The following is a 17,397-nucleotide window of genomic DNA, read 5'->3' on the forward strand; positions in this document are numbered from 1 at the left end:
GCATCCGGGACCCTTCACTGTCGATGAAAGGCTCGTTAACATGTTCAGCCGCTATCATCAGCTCTACCTCCCCAAAAGGGCGCACCATCGGTGGCGGGGTATCGCGGCGGAGGGCGTAGCCCGTAGGCACCATACCCCGCCACCGAGCCTCATCTTGATTGTGGCGCCACTCTCATGCTGATCGTCGCGCTGCACGACGACATTGCATCCATCGACATGGCTTGGTACGGGGCGCTGCGTATCATACTGGGATGCCCTTCGCGACCTAGATGCGCGTAAAGCAGGTGAATGTCATTGACAGGCGTAAGATCACTGCGGCCCGTATTCTGGGCACGCTTACGTTTTCAGATATTAGGTGGCATCCTCCTTGCGGCCGTACTGCCTTATGCAGTGCGGCTGGCGGCTGGTCCCGCGCCTAGTGATGTGGCGCTTCTTAATAATACGCTTTTTGGTACCATTGCCGCCATTGTAATTGGCGGATGGTTAATGCGTAATGTCGCGCCGTATCCGGGTTCAGAAGGGTTGGCCTCAACTTTACCATCCATTGGCGTGGCGTTTGGTGGACTACTCATCATCTTCGTATTTGGTCGGATTTCTTATAATCGCGCCAATCTGTCGGCTGGATTTGTATTGACAGCGATATGGTTTTTTATAATTTCTGTACTTGTTCAGCGCCACCAACAGCTGAGAATTGGTATCGTGCCGCTGGGAGACGTGACGCAAATCCAAGAGATTCCCAATGTTTCCTGGCAGGTCCTTCAATCGTCCGATCAGGATATCAGCAATATCGATGCGATCGCCATCGACCTGCGAGTCGATCTGACGGACGATTGGGATCGTCGATTAGCAGATTATGCCCTGCAGCGGGTGCCGGTTTACCACACAAAGCACCTCATTGAATCCCTGACCGGCCGGGTGGAACTCGAGCATCTGTCCGAGAACAGTTTTGGATCACTGGAGCCTCGACCGGACTATATGATGCTGAAATTCGCGGTCGACTGGATCGCGGCGCTGGTTCTTGGCCTTACTCTTCTGCCCGTTATGCTTTTCATTGCCCTGTTAATCAAAATGACATCCAAAGGACCAGCGCTGTTTCGGCAGCAGCGGATCGGATATCAGGGCAAGCCCTTCACTGTGTATAAGTTTCGCACCATGAAAGTCGCGTTGGACAATGCCGGCGACGCACGGAACTTGGCGATCACCCGCGAAAAGGACGACCGGATCACGACATTAGGCCGGTTCTTGCGCAAATCCCGCCTCGACGAGCTGCCGCAGATTCTCAACGTTCTGAAGGGCGAAATGAGCTGGATCGGCCCGCGCCCGGAAGCGGAAGTCCTGTCGCGCTGGTACGAGCAGGAAATCCCTTTTTACCGCTATCGCCATATCGTGCGGCCCGGGATCGCGGGCTGGGCGCAAGTCTGCCAGGGACATGTTGCTGAAGTCGATGACGTCCGCAGCAAGCTGCACTATGATTTCTACTATATCAAACGCTATTCGCCCTGGATTGATTTGCTGATCGTCATACGCACCGTGCGGACGATGATGACAGGTTACGGTGCACGATAACGTTCGAAAAATCGTGGATCTGTCACGGAATAGGTGGTCATGAATAGCTTCGTTCATCAATTGGCTGATGTTCAATCACCGTCGATCGGCGAGGGCACTCGGGTCTGGCAGTTCTGCGTTATTCTGCCAAAGGCAGTAATTGGGCGGGAATGCAATATATGCGCGCATGTTCTGATTGAGAATGACGTGCGCATTGGCGACAATGTCACCGTTAAGAGCGGGGTGCAGCTCTGGGATGGTATTACGCTTGAAGACAACGTGTTCGTCGGACCCAACGTCACGTTCACTAACGATCTGAATCCGCGATCAAAGGTCTATCCTGAGCGCTTCGCGCGCACCAGTGTGAGGCGCAACGCCTCTATCGGTGCCAACGCCACGATCCTCCCTGGCGTCGAGATTGGTGAACAAGCCATGATTGGCGCAGGTGCGGTGGTGACGCGCTCCGTGCCAGATTATGCCATCGTAGTCGGTAATCCTGCCACCATCATCGGCTATACCAATACCAACGTGCCGCAACCCGAACGATCGGCCAGTGTCACGGGCGGCGATCCCGTTACAACCAAAAGCATGGTACCTGGCGTGGAGTTGCTCACGCTTCGCATGGCGGCTGACATGCGCGGCAAGCTCGCCGTAGGGCAGGTTGGGGACGGGCTGCCGTTCGTGCCGCAGCGCATGTTCATGGTATATGATGTTCCGAGCCGCGAGACGCGCGGTGAACATGCGCATCGCGAATGCCACCAGCTGCTGATGTGCGTTCATGGGCAGTGCGTGGCGGTCGCGGATGATGGCCGTAAGCGTCAGGAGTTTCTGCTCGACGCCAGTCACAAGGCGCTTTACATGCCGCCGCGTATTTGGGGCACGCAATATCGCTACAGCGAGGACGCGGTGCTCGTTGTACTGGCGTCGCATGCTTATGATCCGGCGGATTATGTGCGCGACTATCGAGAGTTTCTGACCATGGTCGAGGCGGGCACTTGGTGATGCCTATCCCTTTTCTTGATATGCGCGGCATCACAGCCGCGATGCGCGAGGATCTGATCGCGGCCGCGACGCGGGTGATTGATTCAGGCTGGTTCGTACTCGGCGAGGAAGTCGTCCAGTTCGAGCGTGATTATGCCGTTTATTGCGAGACACAGCGGTGTGTCGGCGTGGCCAATGGTCTGGAAGCGCTGACGCTAGCCTTGCGCGCGCTGGATATTGGCCCTGGTGATGAGGTGATTGTCCCGGCCAACACCTATATCGCCACATGGTTGGCAGTCAGCCATGTCGGTGCGCGTCCAGTGCCAGTGGAGCCGGACGAGCGGACCTACAACATCGATCCCGCGCGTATCGCGGCTGCGATAACGCCGCGCACTCGCGTGATCCTACCCGTCCATCTTTATGGGCAGCCTGCCGATCTCGATCCCATTCGGGATATTGCCCGGCACCATGGCCTTAGTGTGCTCGAAGACGGTGCGCAGGCCCAGGGTGCTCGCTATCAGGGACGACGACTTGGTGCGGAACAGTCACTGGTCGCGTGGAGTTTCTACCCCGGCAAGAATCTCGGCGCTCTGGGGGATGGCGGCGGAATCACCTGCGGCGATGATGCGTTGGCCGACAAGGTGGCGGCATTGCGCAACTACGGCTCAAAGGTGAAATATCACAATGAGGTAATCGGCTATAACAGCCGCTTGGACGAGATTCATGCCGCGTTTCTGCGCGTGAAGCTCGCACGGCTCGATGCCGACAATGCGCGGCGTCGTGATATTGCCGCCCACTACACGGCCGGGCTTGCCGCAACGGGCCTGACTTTGCCATTTGTGCCGAACTGGGCCGACCCGGTGTGGCATCTGTATGTTGTGCGCCATCCTGACCGTGCCGCGTTCGTTGAACGACTGAGCGGGGAGGGGATCGGCACGGTGATCCATTATCCGATCCCGCCGCATCTCCAGCCTGCCTACGCCGATCTGGGGTATGGTGATGGCGATTTGCCGATCAGCGAGGCAATCCATCGTGAGGTCGTCAGCCTACCGATCGGCCCGACCATGTCGGACGAGCAGGTCGAGGGTGTGATCGCCGCAGTTAATCGCCTGGCCTGATCAAGTCCTGTGTCGCTGATCCGAACAAGTGCCCTGAACGGGGTCGCCGTGGTTGTGCGGACTGCAACGGCAATGGGGCTGAACAAGGTGTTGGCGGTGCTTGTCGGGCCGGCAGGATATGCGCTGATCGGGCAGTTCCAGAACCTGCTGACGGTGGTGATTACCTTTGCCACGGGCGCAGTGAACACCGGCGTCACCAAGGCGACGGCGGAATATCACGACGATCCTGAGCGTCGCCGACGCCTTTGGCGCACTTCGGCAACTACGGTGCTGCTGGCATCTTGCTTGGTTGCGCTGGTAACGGCGGCGTTCAGTCGGCAGTTGGCCGCGTCCTTTCTGGGCGACGTGCGCTACGCGACCGTGCTGATATGGGTGGCGATAAGTATCGTTCCGATCAGCTTCAACGCGCTGCTGCTAGCCATCCTGAACGGCCTGAAGGATGTGCGTCGATACGTCATCAGTAATATCGCCGGATCGTTGCTGTCGCTTGTTGTAACGGGCGCGCTGGCTTGGTTCTATGGCTTACTCGGTGCGTTGATCGCGCTCAGCGTCAACCAGGGTATCGTGGTCGTTGTGACGTTGCTGCAGGTTCGGCGATGCGACTGGTTCGAGCCGCGCGCCTGGATCGGTGCAATTGACCGTCGTGAGTTACGCGGGCTTGGTGGCTATGTGCTGATGGCTGCCACGACAGCGTTGGTCGGTCCGGCAAGCCAGTTGCTGGTGCGCGATTTGCTCATTAAGCGTTTTGGCATGGCACACGCTGGTTATTGGGACGCGATGTGGCGCATCAGTACCATCTACCTTTCGCTGATCACGACGACCCTTTCGCTCTATTATCTGCCCCGCATCGCCGAATTACGCGATTGGCTTGAGTTGCGGCTCGAGCTTCGCCGCGTGTTGCAGTTGGTTGTTCCGGCAACAGCCTTTCTCTCTGTGATGCTATTTCTCACGCGAGACATTGTGGTCAGCCTGCTGTTTTCCGACAGTTTCGGGCCAATGAAAACATTGTTCGCGTGGCAACTCTCCGGCGATGTGATTAAGATCACCGCTTGGCTGTTCGCGTTTCTTATGATCGGCCGTGGCTTGGTGGTGGCGTTCATCTTGACGGAGATCATGGCAGGGGTGGTTTTCGTGCTGGCCACCATGGTGCTTACGAGCTGGATTGGCTTCCCCGGCGTGGCTGCTGCCCATTTCCTGAACTATGCTGTTTATCTGATCGTGGTTGCGATGCTGACCGTTGGCACGCCTGCGCGCCGTGCCCGGCTGCTGAGGAGATCGCCCCAATGACAGGAACGGTGCCCGCCATGCGGATATTGATACCGATGCTCGGTTTTGGCCGTGCTGGCGGGTACCGAGTGCTCTCTGAACTGGCCAATGTATGGCTTCGTGCCGGGCATGATGTGGCCTTTGCCGTTCCGGCAACAAGCGAGGTGCCCTATTTCCCGACAGAGGCAACGATCCACTGGCTGGACGGTAAGGGGGCACAAGCCTCCAGTGCGATCGGTCATGGTGCGACTGGCGTCGGCAATCTCAAGGCATTGCTGGGCGGGATGCGGCGCCTGCACCACGACTACGATGTAGTGCTGGCGAATCACAGTCTGACTACATGGCCGGTGGTGCTAGGCGGCGTGCCAAAGCGTAAAAGGTTCTACTATATCCAGGCGTACGAGCCTGAATACTACGCGATGGAACGCAAGCCTGCGCTCTGGCTTGCATCGCGTCTCTCCTATGCCTTGCCGTTCCGGCAGATCGCCAATGCCTCCATTTATCGCCATGCGCTGGTGCGGCCGATCGAGATTGTCCCATTTGGTATCGATCTGTCGGTGTTTACGCCGCGTATCCCGCCCGTCCGCCAACCTGGTGATCCGTTGGTGGTCGGCTGTATTGGACGAAGCGAACCGCAAAAAGGCACTGGCTATGTGCTGGAAGCATTTCAGGAGCTTCATGCCAAGGACCCACGCCATCGGCTGCGGATCGCCTATGGCAATTTGCCCGAAGGGTGGAGCCACGAAGCGGCGGAGATCGTCGTGCCGCGCAACGACGTTGAACTGGCGGCTTTTTACCGCTCGCTTGACGTTTTGGTCGCGGCCGGCACCGTGCAGCATGGTGCGCCGCATTATCCCGCACTGGAAGCGCTCGCCAGCGGGGTCGCGCTGGTGACAACGGGATTTGAGCCGGCAACTGCGGACAATGCCTGGCTGGTGCCCAACCGGGACTCGCGTGCGATCGCAGATACACTCGAAACAATCGCCGCGAATCCCGCAGAAGCGGCACACCGGACGGAGCTGGGTTTAGCCGCAGTTGTGCCATTTGCATGGTCGGTCGTGGCGGATCAGGCTCTTGATACCTTTCGCCGGTTTGATGGACATCGAGGTTAAGTGATGACCGATCGCGTCGCTGAACCAGCAACCCATTCTCCGGCTCGCGCTGCGGCGACCGCCGATGTGGTAATCGTCAATTGGAACGCGGGAGATCTGTTGCGGCGCTGTGTGGAATCCGTGCGCGATCATCAGGCTGGGCATGTCAGTAAGGTAGTGGTGGTCGACAATGGTTCTGTCGATGGATCGGACCGCTTGGAGGTGTCTGGCGTGCCGCTGGAGATCGTGCGCACCGGCACCAATCTGGGGTTCGGGGCGGCGTGCAACATCGGTGTGCGGCGCGGACAGGCACCGTATATCCTGTTCCTCAATCCAGACGCTGCGCTGTTGCCGGAGACGTTATCGACGGCCATCGGCTTCATGGAGCGGCCCGAAAATGCCAGGGTTGGGGTTTGTGGTATCAAGCTGATTGAAGATGACGGCACGGTGCAGCGGCATTGTGCAAACTTTCCGACGCCCGGCATGTTTCTGGCTGCAGCGTCAGGATTGACAGCATTGTTGCCCTCGCGTGTTACCACGCTGCACGCGACCGACTTTGACCATCTTTCTAGCAGGCCGGTCGATCATGTTATTGGTGCCTTTTATCTCATCCGGCGAGACCTGTTTGAGCAGCTCGGTGGATTTGACGAGCGGTTCTTCGTCTATCTGGAGGACCTTGATCTCTCCGCTCGAGTTCATGCGGCGGGGTACAGCATTTTCTACCTGGCGGAAGCAGTGGCGATGCATCGTGGCGGTGGGACGTCGGACCAAGTGAAACCGCAGCGATTGGCCTATGTGCTCGAAAGTCGCATCGCTTACGCATTCAAGCATTTCGGTAGGGCATCGGCAACAGCAGTGGCGGCGGCGACGCTGTTTGGTGGGCTAGTGCCGCGGTTGGCGCGCGCCGCAGCGCATCGCTCGGGAAGTGAAGCGCGCGATACACTGCGTGGTTTTGTGCTGCTGTGGCACCGCACGGCAAGGCAGATGTTGCGGTGCGCGCCGACACGTGGGAAGCCGGCCGCGTGATCATTGCGCCTCCCTCGCCTAAAATCCTGCCAGTCAATGTGGGCGACGCGACCGAGATCGGCGAACAGATCAGCACACGGCCGCTCGCCGATGGCATCATGGTGCTGGTGTGGGCGCTGCTGGCGCTTGCGGCCGGTCGGCTGCAATTCGGCTACAGCAGCGATTATGTAGAATATCTCCTCTACTATGAATCCATTCCCTACACGCTGTCATTCATGGACACTCGGTTCGAGCCGGGTTTCCACCTTTTGGCATGGGTTTATCGCAATTGGCTTGGCGTCAGTCTGGGCGTGCTGATTTCCAGCATGGCCGCATTCTCACTGGCCGTGAAGTTCTTGCTATTTCGTAAGTATCTCAGCCATCCGCTGCTGGCCGTTTTGATATACGTCGTGCTGTTCTACCCAATTCACGAATATACGCAGTATCGCGCGGCTGTGTCGCTATCGATGGGTTATTGGGCGATCCACTTGCTGCTTACCCGGCGTTACGCATGGGCAGGGTTGCTGTTCGTGCTGGCATTCTGCTTTCACTATTCGAGCATTCTTCTCGCGCTGGTCGGCATAGGAGGGCTGGTTTTCCGCGATCGTCGAATCGTGCCGATCCTGCTTGGTGTGCTGCTGGCCAGTGCCACGGTCCTAGAACGTTTTCGCTTCCTGCTTCAGGACATGCTCGGGGCACTCAACCCGTTGAGCGCCGCCTATCTCGATAACACGACAAAGATCGAAGGCGTTAGCCTTTTGTCGTTCAATAACCTACTGCTGATCGCTGCCTTGGGTTGTTACTTCGTGGCCGGTTACCAATCACGAAGTAGGTATCATGGTCTGTTCCTGACCCTGACTCTAGCAAGTCTTCTGCCAATTGCCCTGTTGCCGGAAGCGCCGGTGATCGCACAGCGTAGTAAGGAGGTGCTGTTTCTTGCCGTGATCTTCCTGGCATGTCGCAGCCGGCTGGGATGGCGTGATCTGCCGGGCTTCGGCTTTGTTGTGTTGTTGACCGCGTTGCTCGGTTATCTGTGGGTCGCTGGCGGTATCATCTTTACATGACCTTAAGGCATGAACCCGCTGCTTCTCGCAGCCCGCCCATGCGGGTGCTGGCCCTCGCCAAATACGGCACTCGCGCGGCGAGTACGCGCCAGCGGATGCTGCAATATGAGCCCTTTCTGGCGCGTCATGGCGTCGATCTGAACCTGCGGCCACTGTTGGACAACAACTATCTCGATGCGCTGATGAGCGGCCAGCCCAAGTCGCGTACCGGCGTTGCACGTTCCTATATTCGGCGCCTGGGAGATCTGCTCACGGTCGGCCACTATGATACCGTGTGGGTGCAGTATGACCTGCTTCCTTATCTGCCGCTGCTGGATGGGCTGTTGCCCGTCTTGTCGCGCACGCCCGTTGTATACGATCTCGATGATGCGGTTTTCCACATGTACGATGCGCATCGCTCGGCCATCGTGCGGCGTCTGCTTGGCGGAAAGCTGAAGCCATTGATGCGGCGTGCCGCCGTTTGCCTGTGTGGCAACGCCTATCTGCAAGATTATGTCACGGCCGCAGGTGGGCGGGGCATCGTGGTGCCGACCGTGGTCGACACCGATCACTTTTGTCCAGTCACCGTTCGGGCGAGCAATCAGCCGTTCACCGTTGGCTGGATCGGCTCGCCTTCTACGTGGCGTTATGTCGAGCCGCTTCTCCCAACGTTACTTCCAGCCTTGGCGCAGATGGGTGCGCGCTTTCTGGTCGTTGGTGCCGGTGTCGCGGCACGAGGGATCGCGGGGGTAGACGTTGTAGACTGGACGCAGGAAGGCGAGGTGCCCGCAATCCAATCAATGGACGTGGGACTGATGCCTGTGCCGGATGATCGCTGGGAACGCGGCAAGTGCGGCTACAAGCTCATTCAATATATGGCCTGTGGCTTGCCGGTCATAGCATCTCCGGTCGGTGTCAACGCGACCTTGGTGACATCTGACGAGGGTTTTGCCGCACACAATCTCGCGGACTGGATCACCGCGCTTCAGACGCTGTCGCGGAACCCAAGCATGCGTGCGCGCATGGGTGCCAACGGCCGGGCTAAAGTCGTGGCGCATTATTCGCTCGCGTCACAGGAACCCGTGGTTCTGAACGCGCTGCACGCAGCTGCAGAGCGGACGACGTGATGACCAGCGCGGAGCGGTGCTGGACCCGGCGCGGGGTCGTGGCCGGCTTAACCGCAATCGGTGGCATCATGCCAGCTATGGGAGCGTGCAGCACGCCCACGGGAAGTGTTGCCGTTCCTGACTTTCGCGTATCAGGTGACCGGGACGATACGGCTGCGGCGCAACGCGCCATCGCGACCGGCCGTCCGGTGCACTTTCCGGCAGGCCGCGGCTCGGATCGGGACGGGGCATATTTGCTGCGGGAATTGGCGCTTCGTTCAGGTACGCGCCTATCGGGGGATGGTGCCACATCGGTGTTGCGAGTAGCCGATGCACGAACCCGTACCGCTATCGTGGCGATGAGCGACACCGTGCAACAGCCACTGACCGATATCATAATTCGGGATCTGCGAGTCGAGGGCCGGGTCAAGCAAACCGGATTCGTCGAGCACTGGAATCTTATCTGGCTGTCGGGTGTGGCGGGCGTACGTATCGACCGGGTTGAGATTGCCGGTTTCACCAGCGACGGGCTGTTCTTGGGTGCCGAGAAGCAGCGGGTGACACGCGAGCCGCGCATCATCCGTGACGTGATCGTGAGCGACTGTCTCTTTGACGGCGTAAATAACGACAATCGCAATGCCATTTCGGTGACAGGCGGCAGCGACATCACGATCCAGCGCTGTCGCTTTCTCCGGTGTACTCGACCAAACATGCCGGGACCTATCGATTTCGAACCCGAACCTTACCGCTTCTATCGCCTGGAGCGGTTGCGCGTACTTGATTGTGACTTCCAGGATTGTGGTGGCAATTATGGACAGGTTGCTATCATGGTGCCCGATGTGGTCGCACCACCGCATGACGTCCTGATCGCCGACAACCGGTTTCGCGGCTATCGCGGCACAGGCGGGGATGTGACAATCTCGATCAATCGCCCGCCCGATGACACCATGGCATACATGCAGTGCGTGATCGAACGCAATATCGGCGAAGGCGGCTATGGTGGCTTTCACATTTTCTCGGGTAAGGGCATCACGATCCGCCAAAATAGCTGGACGGGCTACAGCAGTCGTAGTTTCCTGGGTTTTGCCATGCCGTCAGGCGGCGTGATGGACGCCAGCGTGGCGGATCAGTTCAGCGGATGCGGGTGGCGCGAGGGCATCGCGCTGGCGCTCTACAAGGGCGATAATGTTCGTGTGGAGGGAAGCCGGTTCACACGCAGTGGCAACGGCCGTCCCGGCTCCGCTCCGATCTTTCTTGGACCGGGTCGGATCCGGCGTCTGGCGCTCGTCGGCAACGACCTGCGCAACAACGAAACGGCACGCGGGCTGGTGACGGTGGAACGCTGCACTGATTATCTCGCTGGCACGACACGGATCACCGATAATCTGTTGTCATCGAGCCAAAGGCTGCCGCAGCTTTAGGTGTTTGATCCCACGGTTTGATGGTGTGATCCTTTCGTTGGAATGGAGGGAAGCGCTATGGCCCAGGTTCGTCATGGGGTAGTTTCAGGAATTCCGTGTACCGATTGGCGTAATGGGTAGAAAGATCCCCTATTATTATCGATCTTGCGCGCAACATGATCGAACTGTGCGGCTTTTCTGTAAAATCGCCGGAAACGCCCGACGGCGACATCGAAATCGAAGTGGTTGGGATGCGGCCCGGTGAAAAACTCTATGAAGAACTGCTGATCGGCGACGATCCCCAGCCGACGCCCCACCCGCGTATCATGATGGCGGCCGAACACAGATTGCCTTGAGATCGCCTGCGCGGTGATCTCTGTCGGCTGAAACATTTGATCGCGACCGGCCAGGTCGAGCCTGCACGCACCCTGTTGCAGGAATTGGTGGCGGAGTTTACGCCTGCCAGCACGATCGTCGATTGGGTTACTTTGCAGAAAAAAGTGGTCGGGGTGGCGTGATCCGTCCAGAGGATGGTGCGTGATTTTAGCTGCTAAATCCTCTCCAATAAAGAGATTAGCGAGGGTGTTACCGATGTCTGCCACGTCCCAAGGGCGATTACCGAAGTCGATCCCGTTGCCGAGCGTGCCTTTTGCGCTTTTGGCGGTGTTGCTGGCCGCGCTATGGATGGCGGGTGGTGCATCGCGCCCAGACGTGCTCGGGCAGGTGGTCGTGCGCTGTGTCGCCTGGCTGGCGGTGATCATCCTGCTATTAATGGGGCCGCGCTTGCCTCGCGTGCGGACGGATCCAGTCGCATTGCTGTTGCTCTTTACCATTGCGTTGCCAACCATCCAGCTCGTGCCGCTACCTCCAGAACTATGGCAACGGCTTCCGGGGCGCGACGTGTTTATCCAAGCCGCGACGCTGAGCGGACAGGCGCAGCCGTGGCGGCCATTGTCGATTGTTCCAGGTGCGACGTTGAATGCACTGGCATCGCTGATTGTGCCGGTTGCGACATGGTTGCTGGCGTCGAGCCTGAACGATGACGAACGTAGGCGCTTGCCGGGCATGTTGCTGTGCGTGGTTATTGCGACAATGCTCGTCGGATTGGTGCAATTTTCAGGGATCATTTACGATAATCCCTTCGTCAATGATTCACCTGGGGAAATCAGCGGGACCTTCGCCAATCGAAACCATTTTTCTTTGTTGATGGCCATTGGCTGCTTGTTGGCACCGACTTGGGGGCTGGCGGGCGAACGACTGGCATATTGGCGACTGCCGGCCGTGGTTGGTTTGCTGCTGCTGCTGTTCTTGACTATCCTCGGCAGCGGCTCGCGTGCGGGGCTAGGATTGGGTGTGGTCGCGTTGTTGCTTGGGGTAATTCTATCAGGACACAGAATCCGCAAGGCGTTAGCATTTTATCCGCGCTGGGTTTATCCCACTTTGGTCGCGGCTTTTGCTGTGATCATTATTGCCTTCGTGTCGCTCAGTGTGATGGCCGATCGTGCGGTCTCGATTAATCGCGCTTTCGCGCTAGATGCGGGGCAGGACATGAGGACGCGTGGCCTGCCGACCGTCCTCTCGATGATAAAGACATATTTTCCGTTCGGATCAGGCCTTGGCGGTTTTGACCCGATATTCCGGATACACGAACCCTTTGCGCTGCTGGCACCAACCTATTTCAATCATGCCCATAACGACTATCTGGAGATAGTGCTCGACACCGGACTGCTGGGCGCGGTACTCGTGCTTTCAGCTCTTGTTTGGTGGGGGCGAGCCAGCATGACCGTTTGGACCATCGGCATGGGACGGGCCTACGCACTCCCGCGGCTTGGTTCGGCAACAATTTTTCTTGTCATGATTGCCAGCCTCTTCGACTATCCGGCTCGCGTGCCCCTTATTATGGCGGTCACGGTCATCGCTGGCATATGGTTAAACGCGACGGCGGAAGTCACGACTTTACCGCGCAGGGGTCAGCACCTATAGGCGGGTGACCTGCTCTCTTGATTGGGATTTCCCAGCGATAATGCGTAAATTATGTGCCTCCTTAATCATTGCACTTGCGTTATCGGCATGCGGGGGACGTGAGGTATTACAATCCTCACCGCGGCTTACGGTCGTTGACACCGAAAAGGGGCTTCCCGCGCCGGACCGAGCTGATCTTGTCGTAAACGATCGACCTTCGCTGATTGGACCTTTGGACACCATACAGGTCGATGTATTCAACGTACCAGAATTGAGCCGGGAGATGCAGGTCGATGCGAGCGGCCGTATCGCGATGCCGCTCATCGGAACAGTCGATGCGCGCGGCAAGACGGCAACTGAATTGGCCAATACGCTCGAGGCGGCGCTGCGTGGCCGCTACATTCGCAATCCTGACGTGACCGTCAACATCAAGAGCTCGGTCAGCCAGGTCGTTACGATTGACGGCCAAGTCGTGGAGCCCGGCCTCTATCCCGTGACCAACCAAATGACGTTGGTGCGTGCGATCGCCTCCGCCAAGGGTTTGACGGAATTCGCCAAGATCGACGACGTGGTCATCCTGCGCACGGTGAACGGCAACAAGATGGCGGGCCTTTACAATCTGACCGCGATCCGGCGCGGCGGATATGATGACCCGCCCATCTATGCCAACGACGTGATCGTGGTGGGAGATTCGTCACAGCGCCGCCTGTTCCGCGATCTGATTTCCGTGTCACCACTACTATCTGCCCCGCTCATCGCGCTTGTCAGATAAGGTTAAGAGTTTCATGGATATGATGTCTGCTCAGGCCCACGACGTTGCGCCTATTCCCGGAACAGCACTGGTCGGCCCCCTTGATGCTGGACGGCAACAAGCACCGATCTTGCGGCAATACCTGCGTATCGCGATGCGTTGGCGCTATCTGATCATCGGGATAGTCCTAGCGAGCGCGCTTCTCGGGCTCATCGTCACATTGTTGATGACCCCGAAATATACCGCCACTACGATCATCGAAATTTCACGTGAATCTGACAAGGTCACGGATTTTCAAGGCGTGCAGCGCGACGCAACGGTCGCCGATCAAGAATTTTACCAGACGCAGTACGGCTTGCTGCAATCGCGGTCGCTGGCGGAACGCGTTGCCTTACAATTACGGCTGGTCGATGATCCGAAATTTTTCGCTATGTTCGGTGAACCGCGTAACAATACAGCGTTCGACAAGATCAATGGTCACTACCCGGCATCAGGCAGACCGGTTCGCCAGCGTGAAGCCGGTATAATCCTAAAAAAATACCTGAGCGTCGATCCGACCCGGCTATCGCGACTGGTCAGTCTACACTTTGTTAGCCCAGATGCCGCATTTTCGGCCAAGGTGGCCAATGCCTGGGCTGAAAATTTCATCCAAACCAATTTGGAACGCAAAGTCCAGGCGACGTCCTACGGCCGAAACCTCCTTCAAGGGCAATTGTCCGAATATAAACAACGGCTCGATGAATCGCAGCGGCAACTCGTCGCTTATGCCTCGGCGCAACAAATCATCAATTTGCCTGCGCAAAGCGGCTCTGGTGACGGGAAAAGCACGTCGGAGCGCTCGATCGTGGCGGATGACCTGGCCACGCTGAACACCGCGCTCAGCCAGGCAACCGTCGATCGCGTTCAGGCCCAGGCGCGCTTTCAGCAAGTTGGGCGTTCGGGTGCTTCGACCGAGGCGCTGCGCAACCAGGCGATCAACAATCTACGCCAGCATCGCGCCGAGCTTGCCGCTGAGTACCAGCAATTGATGGTCAAGTTCGAGCCAGGGTATCCAGCGGCTAAGGCTATCCAATCCCAGATCGATCAGCTTGACCGCTCGATTTCGCGCGAAGAGAGCCGCATCACCGGATCGCTTGAGGCCGATTATCGCGAAGCGTTGCAGCGCGAGCAACAGCTCCAGGCTAAGGTTGTTCAGCTTAAATCGGGGTATCTCGATCTCCGTCGGCGTTCGATCCAATACAATATCTACCAGCAAGAGGTCGATACCAACCGCGCGCTCTATGACGGCCTGCTGCAGCGCTTCAAGGAAATCGGTGTCGCTGGCGGCGTTGGCGTCAACAACATTTCGATCGTCGATCCGGCGGATGTGCCACAAAAGCCATCGAGCCCGATCCTGTTGTTGAACCTTGCCATTGCCATCCTCGGCGGGTTGGTTGTCGGCACCGCGCTGGCGCTGGCGCTCGAGCAAATCGACGAGGCGATTGCCGATCCGGCTGAGGTCGAGCGCTCACTTGGTCTGCCGCTGTTGGGTTCGGTTCCGCAGGTCCATGGACAAACACCGAAAGAGGCACTCAAGGATCGCAAATCGGATCTGGTCGAAGCTTATCTCGCCGTGCAGACGACCCTTGCGTTCACCACGGAACATGGCGTGCCGCGGTCCTTCATGGTCACCTCCACCAGACCAGCTGAAGGTAAGTCGACAACTGCCCTGGCGCTTGCAACCACTCTCGCACGTGGACAGCGCAAGGTCATTCTGGTCGATGGCGACATGCGTTCGCCATCCGTCCATCAGTTGGGGGACGTTGACCATAACAGGGGCTTGAGCAACTTCCTGACCGGTCAAGATAACATCGCTGCATTGACCTTCGAAATGGGTGAACTCGGATTCACCGCGATGTCGTCAGGCCCGATCCCGCCAAATGCCGCAGAACTCCTTACCGGGAAGCGCTTGCCATTGCTGATCGAACGTTTGCTTGAGACTTTTGATCATGTCGTGATCGATGCACCGCCCGTCATGGGGCTGGCGGACGCGCCTCTAATCGCGAGCCGGGTGGAAGGGGTTATTTTCGTCGTCGAATCGCACGGTATCCGCGCTACCTTGGTCAAGACGGCGCTTAGCCGCCTGGCCAGCGCGCATGCCCGAGTCATTGGCGGAGTGCTGACCAAGTTTGATGTCCGCAAGGCTCATTATGGTTATGGGTATGATTATGGCTACCGCTATGGTCGCACCGAACGCGATGAAAAGATTGCCTGATCGCTATGACGCATCGCATGGAATGGATGCGTCATAGCGCAAAGGCTTGGATAGCACGGTGCGTGCTGGCCGTGATTGCTGCCTTATTAGGGTATTGCAGTGTAACGCATAGTATCGCCGACGTCCTGGTTATAACGGACCCGACACGGGCGCACTTGCTTGACATGGGTGATGGGCAAATTACCGCCGCACTTGCGCAGAAATTGTTTGCGGAGCGACCTAGTCCCGATCAAAATGCTCGCTCCGCCCGGCTGGCACAAGCGGCGCTGCGGCAGGACGCCACGGCAGTGTCGGCGATAGCTACGCTCGGCTTACAAGCCGGTTTGCGCGGTGATACCGCGCAAGCTCGTCGGCTGTTCAGCTATGCACAACACCTTTCGCGACGCGACATTAGCACCCAGCTCTGGGCGATTGAGGATGCTGTGGCGCGGGACGACATCCCCGCCGCGCTCCATCATTACGACATCGCCTTAAGAACGACTCCCGTCTCATCAGACTTGCTTTTCCCAATCCTTGCAGGCGGATTTGAGCAACCGGCGATCCGCACAAATGTCATTCTGACATTGCGTCAGGAGTCCGCGCCGCAGTGGGGGCCAGATTTTATTTCCTACTTGGCAGATACTGGGGGGGAACCACACGCAACCGCTCAATTTTTCGAGGAAATGCGCCAGGCGAGGATGCCATTGCCCGACCGCGCCGTTGCAGGTGCCGTCAATAACTTGAGCAAAGCGGATGCTTTTGAGGACGCCTGGCACTTTTATGAGCAGGTGCGCCGAGGTGCCGATCGCAAGACTTCGCGCGATCCCCATTTCGCTGCACGTCTCGCCACGCCTTCGTTGTTCGATTGGGTTCCCGTTAACGACGGGAAGGTAGCGACATCGCTGGAAAATGGAGCCTTCGACTTCTCCGTGCCGACGGCTACCGGAGGACTACTCCTGCAGCAAATGCAGGTCTTGCCGCCCGGCACCTATCGCTTTGAGGGGCATGGCAGCGGCATTATGCAAAGTAAAGATTCCCTACCGTATTGGGTTCTTAGCTGCCGTAACGGCCACGAGTTGGGACGTGTGATCGTCGGGAATTCAACCGCAGCCGGGAGCGCATTTGGCGGGGAGTTTAACGTTCCACACGATTGCCCAGTGCAAAATCTATCGTTGTTTGCGCGTCCATCGGACGCGGTGTCAGGAGTTTCAGGCCAAATTGATCAAGCTCAACTACGATCACCTCAGAAGTAAAATTAATAAAACTTTAGAATTTTATGGCAAAATTATATTGTTTTCAATATAAGAAATATGTGAAATTCCCCTTCTTTCTTTAGGCGGCGTGGACAAATTTCAGCCAATATCTGGCGGTGGCGAGATGGAGTGTTCCGAGGAAGCTGTTGGCCAGTTGGTCATATCGGATGGGGATGGCGCGGTTGATCTTGAGCTGTCCGAACACGCGCTCGATGCGATTGCGCTGCTTGCAGAGCGCCCGATCATGTTCGATTTTCACGCGGCGGTGACCGCCCAGGAATGACCGCCTCGATCTTTCGTTTGTGAGTCGGTCTGCAATATTGACCCCGTTCGGGGCTGATCGGCTTCCAAAATTGCCCCCCTGAACGGGGGCGGTTCACGCCTCACGCTTTGCGGCGGAGGCGCGTGGGAGATGCTGGTCATGGTCGGTTGGCCTCCAAAGTGTTAAAGTGTTGCCTCGACAACCTCACTTTAGATACCTGCTGGCCGGCCGTGGCTTGCCCTGATGAAGACAAGGGGCACTGTGGACTTGCTTCAGAAAAGTGGAGAGTTTTCCTGAGGTGAAAGGCAAACTCGATGACGAAGCAACGACGGTTTACAAAGGAATTCGAGGACGAGGCGGTCCGGCTGGTGGCGACCAGTG

15 protein-coding genes are annotated in these 17,397 nt (G+C 57.9%); 13 read left to right on the top strand and 2 right to left on the bottom strand.

What is annotated here, in order from left to right; all coding sequences use genetic code 11:
• Positions 1-288: 288 nt before the first annotated feature.
• From ACP7BL_RS16280 to ACP7BL_RS16320, 9 genes are all read left to right on the top strand, one after another.
• Positions 289-1,566: a sugar transferase gene (locus ACP7BL_RS16280; protein WP_126849316.1), complete on the top strand. Its 1,278-nt coding sequence runs from the start codon at positions 289-291 to the stop codon at positions 1,564-1,566.
• Between the two features lie 39 nt (positions 1,567-1,605).
• Positions 1,606-2,547: a WxcM-like domain-containing protein gene (locus ACP7BL_RS16285; RefSeq protein ID WP_126849317.1), complete on the top strand. Its 942-nt coding sequence runs from the start codon at positions 1,606-1,608 to the stop codon at positions 2,545-2,547.
• Complete coding sequence (locus tag ACP7BL_RS16290; protein ID WP_299111203.1) at positions 2,547-3,644, top strand: DegT/DnrJ/EryC1/StrS family aminotransferase; 1,098 nt, start codon at positions 2,547-2,549, stop codon at positions 3,642-3,644. Before ACP7BL_RS16285 ends, ACP7BL_RS16290 begins: the two co-directional genes overlap by 1 nt.
• A gap of 72 nt (positions 3,645-3,716) precedes the next feature.
• Positions 3,717-4,931 carry an O-antigen translocase gene (locus tag ACP7BL_RS16295; protein ID WP_221885191.1) on the top strand — a complete coding sequence of 405 codons (1,215 nt, stop codon included), beginning with the start codon at positions 3,717-3,719 and terminating at the stop codon, positions 4,929-4,931.
• Positions 4,928-6,022: a glycosyltransferase family 4 protein gene (locus tag ACP7BL_RS16300; protein WP_126849320.1), complete on the top strand. Its 1,095-nt coding sequence runs from the start codon at positions 4,928-4,930 to the stop codon at positions 6,020-6,022. Before ACP7BL_RS16295 ends, ACP7BL_RS16300 begins: the two co-directional genes overlap by 4 nt.
• Positions 6,023-6,025: 3 nt before the next feature.
• Positions 6,026-7,027, top strand: coding sequence for a glycosyltransferase family 2 protein (locus ACP7BL_RS16305; protein WP_426258818.1), 1,002 nt, complete (start codon positions 6,026-6,028; stop codon positions 7,025-7,027).
• Positions 6,994-8,070, top strand: coding sequence for an EpsG family protein (locus ACP7BL_RS16310; RefSeq protein WP_299111181.1), 1,077 nt, complete (start codon positions 6,994-6,996; stop codon positions 8,068-8,070). Before ACP7BL_RS16305 ends, ACP7BL_RS16310 begins: the two co-directional genes overlap by 34 nt.
• 38 nt (positions 8,071-8,108) lie before the next feature.
• Positions 8,109-9,176 (top strand): glycosyltransferase family 4 protein, encoded by a 1,068-nt coding sequence (locus ACP7BL_RS16315; protein ID WP_185867732.1) that lies wholly within the window; start codon positions 8,109-8,111, stop codon positions 9,174-9,176.
• A gap of 38 nt (positions 9,177-9,214) precedes the next feature.
• Positions 9,215-10,576: a hypothetical protein gene (locus tag ACP7BL_RS16320; protein WP_426258819.1), complete on the top strand. Its 1,362-nt coding sequence runs from the start codon at positions 9,215-9,217 to the stop codon at positions 10,574-10,576.
• A gap of 71 nt (positions 10,577-10,647) precedes the next feature.
• Here the strand turns inward: ACP7BL_RS16320 and ACP7BL_RS16325 are convergent, their stop codons facing one another.
• A complete protein-coding gene (locus tag ACP7BL_RS16325) occupies positions 10,648-11,316 on the bottom strand; it encodes a hypothetical protein (RefSeq protein ID WP_426258820.1) in 669 nt (222 codons plus the stop codon).
• On the opposite strand from ACP7BL_RS16325, the gene ACP7BL_RS16330 reads away from it, so the two are divergent.
• The 4 genes from ACP7BL_RS16330 (at position 11,285) to ACP7BL_RS16345 (ending at position 16,754) form a co-directional block, all read left to right on the top strand.
• On the top strand, positions 11,285-12,538 hold the full coding sequence (locus ACP7BL_RS16330) for an O-antigen ligase family protein (RefSeq protein WP_426258821.1): 1,254 nt from the start codon (positions 11,285-11,287) through the stop codon (positions 12,536-12,538). The genes ACP7BL_RS16325 and ACP7BL_RS16330 overlap by 32 nt on opposite strands.
• 202 nt (positions 12,539-12,740) lie before the next feature.
• Positions 12,741-13,289, top strand: a complete 549-nt coding sequence (locus tag ACP7BL_RS16335) for a polysaccharide biosynthesis/export family protein (protein WP_426258822.1) — start codon at positions 12,741-12,743, stop codon at positions 13,287-13,289.
• 13 nt (positions 13,290-13,302) lie between these two features.
• Positions 13,303-15,522 (top strand): GumC family protein, encoded by a 2,220-nt coding sequence (locus ACP7BL_RS16340; protein ID WP_221885192.1) that lies wholly within the window; start codon positions 13,303-13,305, stop codon positions 15,520-15,522.
• Between the two features lie 62 nt (positions 15,523-15,584).
• Positions 15,585-16,754 (top strand): hypothetical protein, encoded by a 1,170-nt coding sequence (locus ACP7BL_RS16345; RefSeq protein WP_299111197.1) that lies wholly within the window; start codon positions 15,585-15,587, stop codon positions 16,752-16,754.
• A gap of 79 nt (positions 16,755-16,833) precedes the next feature.
• On the opposite strand, the gene ACP7BL_RS16350 is transcribed toward ACP7BL_RS16345, so the two are convergent.
• On the bottom strand, positions 16,834-17,013 hold the full coding sequence (locus ACP7BL_RS16350) for a transposase (RefSeq protein ID WP_221885193.1): 180 nt from the start codon (positions 17,011-17,013) through the stop codon (positions 16,834-16,836).
• Positions 17,014-17,397: the final 384 nt, after the last annotated feature.

The organism is Sphingomonas sp. DC1600-2 (genome assembly GCF_049897605.1).
In the GTDB taxonomy this organism is placed as follows: Bacteria; Pseudomonadota; Alphaproteobacteria; order Sphingomonadales; family Sphingomonadaceae; genus Sphingomonas.